Origin of the sequence: Pseudonocardia sp. SID8383, assembly GCF_009864975.1 — a bacterium.
In the GTDB taxonomy this organism is placed as follows: domain Bacteria; phylum Actinomycetota; class Actinomycetes; order Mycobacteriales; family Pseudonocardiaceae; genus Pseudonocardia; species Pseudonocardia alni.
The window spans coordinates 1-6,216 of record NZ_WWFY01000276.1 but is presented as its reverse complement, the minus strand read 5'-3'; the positions used below and the strand labels follow the sequence as shown (position 1 = coordinate 6,216).

Sequence of the window (6,216 nt, the reverse complement as noted above, 5' to 3'; positions counted from 1 at the left end):
GCGTCGTCGCCACCCAGTCCAGGGCGGCCAGGTACCGGCCGCACCACGGGCAGAACGCACCCCCTCCGGGGGGCGCCGTCCGGCCGCAGCGCGGGCACGGCGGGCCCGGCCGTCGGGACGCCGGCGCGGACACGGGTCAGGCGATCCGGGGGGCGCTGCCGTCGTCGGTCACGACCGTGCGGCCCTGGGCGGCCCAGTCCTGCATGCCGCCCTCGACGTTCACCGCCGGGAAGCCCTGCTGGGCGAGGTAGGCGACGACCCGGGCCGACCGGCCACCGGAGCGGCAGACGACGTAGAGCGGGTCGTCGGTGGGGACCTCGCCCATCCGGCCGGCCAGCTCGGACATCGGCAGGTGACGGGCGTGCGGGGCGTGCCCTGCGGTCCACTCGTCGAGCTCGCGGACGTCCAGCATCGGGGCGTCGGCGGGGAGATCGGACACGCTCACGGCGGGAACCGGGTCGGACATGGCGCCATCCTGCCCCGCCGCCCCGTCAACCCGCCGTGAGCGGCGCGGGTCAGCGGCCGTCGTCGCGGTAGAGCGACCCGTGCGGGATCGTCACCTCGTTCGGGTCCAGCGGCGGCTGGACGGCCCGGTATCCGCCGGTGCCCTGCGCGGGGCGGTACCCGCCGGTGCCCTGCGGCCCGGGCCTGCGCCCGGTCCCGAACAGGTCCGGACGCCCGTCGGCCCCGACCGCGGGCTGGGTGCCGGTCAGCCCGGTGTTGCCGAACAGCTCGCCGGCCTGGCGGCTGGTCTGCGGACGCTGCTGCCCCGGGTTCGGCCGGGGCTGCGGGCGCGGCTGCGAGCGGTGCCGACCGGAACCCTCGGCCCCGCGCCGGGGGATCCCGATGAGGTCCTCGGCGGGCACGGCGGTCGGCTTCGGCGCCTCCTTCGGCGCGGTGGTCGCGCGCACCGCACCGGCACCGGTGAGCGAGCGGACCTCCATCTCGGCGTAGCGGGCGGCGTTGAACCGTTCGCGGCCGCCGAGGAAGGTGCCGATGATCCCGAGGGCGAAGGACACCGGGATCGACACCAGACCGGGGTTGGACAGCGGGAAGAACGCGAAGTCCGCGTTCGGCACCATCGAGGTCGGGGACCCGGACACGGCCGGGGAGATCACGATGAGGCCCACGCAGACGATCACTCCGCCGTAGATGCTGCACAGCGCGCCGGTCGTGTTGAACCGCTTCCAGAACAGCGAGAACAGGATGGTCGGCAGATTCGCCGACGCGGCGACGGCGAACGCCAGCGCGACCAGGAAGGCGACGTTCTGGCCGTTGGCGACGATCCCGCCGCCGATCGCGACCAGGCCGATGACCAGCGCGGTCGTCCGGGCGACCTTCACCTCGGCCTCCGGCGTCGCGTTGCCGCGGCGGAGCACGTTGGCGTAGACGTCGTGGGCGAACGAGGCCGACGCGGTGATCGTCAGACCGGCGACGACCGCGAGGATCGTCGCGAACGCCACCGCCGAGATGAGGCCGAGCATGATCTCGCCGCCGAGTGCGTAGGCCAGCAGCGGCGCGGCGTCGTTCTGGTTCGCACGGGTGATCGTCCCGGGCGGCAGCAGCGCCGTCGCGCCGTAGCCGAGCACCAGCGTGAACAGGTAGAAGATGCCGATCAGCCAGATCGCCCAGACCACCGAGCGCCGGGCCTCCTTGGCCGAGGGCACCGTGTAGAAGCGCATCAGGATGTGCGGCAGGCCCGCGGTGCCGAGCACCAGCGCCAGCCCCAGCGAGATGAAGTCGATCTTGTTCGTGTACTGCAGGCCCGGGTTGAGGATGGCCTCGCCGCGCCCGGAGTTCTCGGTGGCCTGCTCCAGCACCGCGGACAGGTTGAACCCGTAGCGGCCCAGCACCCAGGTCGTCATGACCGCGGCGCCGGTGAGCAGCAGCCCGGCCTTGATGATCTGCACCCAGGTGGTGCCCTTCATGCCGCCGAACAGCACGTAGACGACCATCAGGCCGCCGACGACGACGATCACCAGCGCCTGCGACAGCGTGTCGGTCTTCGGGATCTGCAGCAGCAGCGAGATCAGCCCGCCGGCCCCGGCCATCTGCGCGATCAGGTAGAAGAGCGAGACGACCAGCGTCGAGGTCGCTGCGGCCGCGCGGACCGGGCGCTGGCGCATCCGGAACGCCAGGACGTCGCCCATCGTGAAGCGGCCGGTGTTGCGCAGCAGCTCCGCGACGAGCAGGAGCGCCATCAGCCAGCCGACGAGGAAGCCGATGGAGTAGAGGAAGCCGTCGTAGCCGTAGAGCGCGATGGCCCCGGCGATGCCGAGGAACGAGGCCGCGGACAGGAAGTCACCGGCGATCGCGGTGCCGTTCTGCGGGCCGGTGAACGCGTGGCCGCCGGTGTAGTAGTCGGCACGCGTGGCGTTCGTGCGGCTGACCCGCAGCACGATCATCAGGGTCACGATCACGAACAGCAGGAAGAACCCGAGGTTCGCGGCGACCGAGCCGACCGACTCGGCCTGGGCCAGTACCGACGTGGTCATGCGCGGACCTCCGCCTGCTCGACCCGGGCGCGCAGCTCGGCGGTCGGGCCGTCGATCTCACGCTCGGCGAACCGGACGTACAGGGTCGTGATCAGGAACGTGGAGACGAACTGGCCGAGGCCGACGAGCAGCCCGACCGTGATCGTCCCGACGACCCGGATGGACATGAAATCTGGGGCGTAGCTGGCGAGACCGACGTACGCGAGGTACCAGGCGAGGAAGATCGCGGTCATCGGGAACACGTAGCGCCGGAGTCGGCTGCGGTACGCCCGGAACTCGGGACTCGCCTGGATCTGCTGGTAGATCGTGCCGGCCGAGCGCTCTGCGGGGCTGCTCATGGCGCCGGTTCCTTTCGGGTCGTGCTGCGGGGAGCCGGGCCGCGTCGTGGCCGGGGGACCGCGGCGCGCCCCCGGGGGACACACTTCACCCGGAACAACGACGGGGTATCGCATCGGGGAACGTCGTTGCGTGCCGTTACCGACGAAGAACCCCGGTCCGGAGGAATCGACCCGTCCGAACGGTCACGCTGTGTAGACCCGTTCGGGGGAGACCCGTCAGGCCCTGTCGTCCAATCGGTCCCGCATGAGACCCAGGCGTTCGGGTGCGTGCAGGCGCAGCAGCACCTGGCCGGCGTCGGCGGGGCGGCGCGCGCGGGTGAAGTTGGAGACCAGCGCCATCGTCGCGAACGCCAGCGGCACGCTGACGATCGCCGGCCGGTACAGCAGGACCCCGATCCAGCCGGCCGACGTGCCGAGCCCGGAGACGTCGGCGCCGGCCAGCGCGGCGACGACCGCCCCGGCCGACACCACCCCGCCGACGACGACCCCGGCGATCGCGCCGACGTCGGTCAGCCCGCGCCACCAGATGCCCAGCACCAGCAGCGGGCAGAACGTGGACGCGGCGACGGCGAACACGAGCGCGACGGCCTCGGCGAAGTTCAGGCCGGTCGGCACGAGCGCGACGACGGTCGGCGGCACCCCGGCGAGCACCGTCGCCAGCGGGAAGCGCCGGGTCATCCGGCCGTGGCGGGGCAGCACGTCGGTGGACACGACGCTGGCCAGGCTGACCAGCAGGCCCGACGCCGTCGACAGGAACGCGGCCCACGCCCCCGCGGCGACGAGGCCGCCCACCAGCGCACCGAGCAGCCCGCTGCCCAGGATCGCGGTCGGGAGCAGCAGCACCGCGGCGTCGGTGCGGCCGGTGACCAGCAGCTGCGGGGTGTAGACCCGCGACAGCACGCCGAGCAGGGTCACCAACAGGTAGAAGCCGCCCAGCATCGCCAGGACGAGTACGGCGCTGCGCCGGGCCGCCCGGCCGTCGGAGTTGGTGTAGAAGCGGCCGAGCACGTGCGGCAGGCCCATGGTCCCGAGGAACGTGGCGAGGATCAGGGAGTAGGTCGCGAGCAGCTGGTGCTGCTCGGAGCCGGTGAACGGGCGCAGCCAGCTCTCGTCGTCGGTGGGGGCGCCGCGGGTGACCGGTACCGGATCGCCCGCCGCGAAGCGCAGCTCGGTCCCGGCGGTGACCTCGTGGGTGGACCCGGCGACCCAGCGGAGCGGGCCGTCGACGGCCTGCCCGTCGACGGTGCCGCGGGCGACGACGTCGACGGCCAGCCGCGCCTCCAGTGTCACCGGCGTGCCGACCGAGACGGTCGTGGGCTCGCGGAACTCCGGCGGCTCGTCGCGGGCGAAGGTGTGGCCGTCGCCGAGCCACACGGCCAGGCCGATCACGGCGGGCACGGCGAGCGCGGTCAGCTTGAACCAGTACTGGAACGCCTGCACGAACGTCACCGACCGCATCCCGCCGAGCGCGACGGTGGCGACCACGATCACCCCGGCCGCGCCGGAGCCGATCCAGTCGGGCAGACCGGTGACGATGCCGACGGTCAGCCCGGCGCCCTGCAGCTGCGGCAGCAGGTAGAGCCAGCAGATGACGATGACGACGGCCGTGCACACCTTGCGCAGCACCGGCGAGGCGAGCCGGGCGTCGGCGAAGTCGGGGACGGTGTAGGCGCCCGACCGGCGCAGCGGCGCGGCGACGAACAGCAGCAGGAACAGGTAGCCGGCGGTGTAGCCGACGGCGTACCAGAGCGCGTCGACGCCCCGGACGAGGATCAGCCCCGCGATGCCGAGGAACGACGCCGCGGACAGGTACTCGCCGGAGATCGCGCCGGCGTTGAGCCGAGACGGCACCGACCGGGACGCGACGAGGAAGTCCGAGGTCAGCCGGGTCCGGTGGGCGACGGAGCCGATCACGGCGGACGCCACCGCCACCAGGACGATCGCGACCAGCGACAGGATCGCGGTCAGGCTCATCGATCGGCCACGTCGTCGGCGAAGTCCTGTTCCGCCGCCTCCGCGGAGCTCACGTACCACCAGCCCAGGCCGAGCAGGAACGGGTAGACGAGCACGCCGAGCAGCAGCCAGGGCAACCGGATGCCGAGCACCTCGACCTGACCGATCACCGGGACCGCGATGAACAGCGCGGGCAGCACGCCCAGCCCGATCAGCGCGACGACGCTGACCCGGAGCGCGAGCAGCAGCTGGGTGCGGACCAGTGAGTTGCGCAGCAGGGTGCCGACGGCGCCGGGGTCCTGCACGTCGGACAGCCCGCGCGAGGACTGCGCGGTCGAGCGGCGTTCGGAGAGCACGACGCGGACGCGCCCGGCGCCGGGCCCCGCGCCGTCGGCGTCGTCGAGCTCCTCGACGGCCGCGGGCGGGTCGGTCGGCTCCGCGGAGAACGGGCGCGGGCGGGCCCCGGTGTAGGGCGCTGCGGCGGCCGGGGCGAACGGCTCCGGACCGGGCTCGACCGAGGGCTCGGGAGCCGGGGCGACGACGTCGACCTCGGGGGCGCGCCAGATGACCTCGGTGCGTTCGAGGGGGCCGCCGCGCAACTCGTCGAGCTCCTCGTCGAGCTCGTCCTCGTCGGGGAGGTCGTCGTCCAGCTCGTCGTCGGCACGGTCGGCGGAGTCCGCGAGGCGGTACGGCACCGGTGCGACGGGGCCGCGCCGTCCCGCCGCGGACCAGCGGGTGGGGACCGGACCGGTCTCGGGGGACTCCTCGGGACGCGGCCGGTCGGCCGGTGCGACGACGGTCGTGTCCCCGGTCCCGGTACGGGCCGGGATCCCGGCGTCTGCCGTGCCGTGGGTGTCGGCCGTGTCCGGGCCGCGGGCCGTGTCGGTGCCGGTCGCACTGTCCGTGACGCCTGCCGTGCCGGTCGCGCCCGCGGTCCCGGGGGCGCCGGTCGTGTCGGTGGTGCCCGCCAGGAGCGCGCTGCGGTCGGGGGACCAGGTGTTCGACCACGACGTCGCGCCCGGGACTCGCTGGGGCAGACCGGAGCCGCCGCTCGAGGGGGGCCACTGCTTCCCGCTGTCGGCGACGCCCGGTGCCGGGGTCACCCCCGGGGCGGACGACCAGCCGTCGCCGGGGCGCACACCCTCCGGGGCGTAGGGATCCGGCACGAGGTTCGCACGGGTCCGGGCCGGGCGGGAGCGGGTGGGCTGGAGCGGCCGGACGTCGCTCTCACACGCGTCGGGGTCGTCGGGGGCATCGGGGTCGTCGGGGGCGTCGGAGTCGCGGGCGTCCGGGTCGCGGACGTCGGGGGTGCGGACGTCGGGGGTGCGGACGTCGGGGGTGCGGACGTCGTCGCGCGGGGCGCCGTCGTGCCGGGTGTCGTCCTGCGGGCGCGGGTCGGCCGGGGCAAGGGCGGCGGGCGACGGCGCGGC

At 74.1% G+C, this 6,216-nt stretch carries 4 protein-coding genes and 1 pseudogene; all 5 read right to left on the bottom strand.

The genetic code is table 11. The annotated features are described in order from the left end of the window. Positions 1-136: 136 nt before the first annotated feature. Positions 137-466, bottom strand: coding sequence for a rhodanese-like domain-containing protein (locus GTW08_RS06700; RefSeq protein ID WP_062399145.1), 330 nt, complete (start codon positions 464-466; stop codon positions 137-139). A 436-nt stretch (positions 467-902) separates the two neighbouring features. Beyond that, positions 903-2,405, bottom strand: a pseudogene (locus GTW08_RS06695) (cation acetate symporter); the annotation flags it as partial. An 86-nt stretch (positions 2,406-2,491) separates the two neighbouring features. Beyond that, positions 2,492-2,833 carry a DUF485 domain-containing protein gene (locus GTW08_RS06690; RefSeq protein ID WP_100879141.1) on the bottom strand — a complete coding sequence of 114 codons (342 nt, stop codon included), beginning with the start codon at positions 2,831-2,833 and terminating at the stop codon, positions 2,492-2,494. A 216-nt stretch (positions 2,834-3,049) separates the two neighbouring features. After that, positions 3,050-4,807, bottom strand: coding sequence for a cation acetate symporter (locus GTW08_RS06685; RefSeq protein WP_161151579.1), 1,758 nt, complete (start codon positions 4,805-4,807; stop codon positions 3,050-3,052). Continuing rightward, a partial coding sequence (locus GTW08_RS30955; protein ID WP_202416514.1) for a hypothetical protein occupies positions 4,804-6,216 on the bottom strand: 1,413 nt, incomplete at its 5' end. The genes GTW08_RS30955 and GTW08_RS06685, both read right to left, overlap by 4 nt.

Excerpts from the sequence above, each read along its gene's own strand:
- GTW08_RS06690 (WP_100879141.1), bottom strand. The coding sequence starts at position 2,833 with ATGAGCAGCCCCGCAGAGCGCTCGGCCGGCACGATCTACCAGCAGATC.
- GTW08_RS06685 (WP_161151579.1), bottom strand. The coding sequence starts at position 4,807 with ATGAGCCTGACCGCGATCCTGTCGCTGGTCGCGATCGTCCTGGTGGCG.
- GTW08_RS06700 (WP_062399145.1), bottom strand. The coding sequence starts at position 466 with ATGTCCGACCCGGTTCCCGCCGTGAGCGTGTCCGATCTCCCCGCCGAC.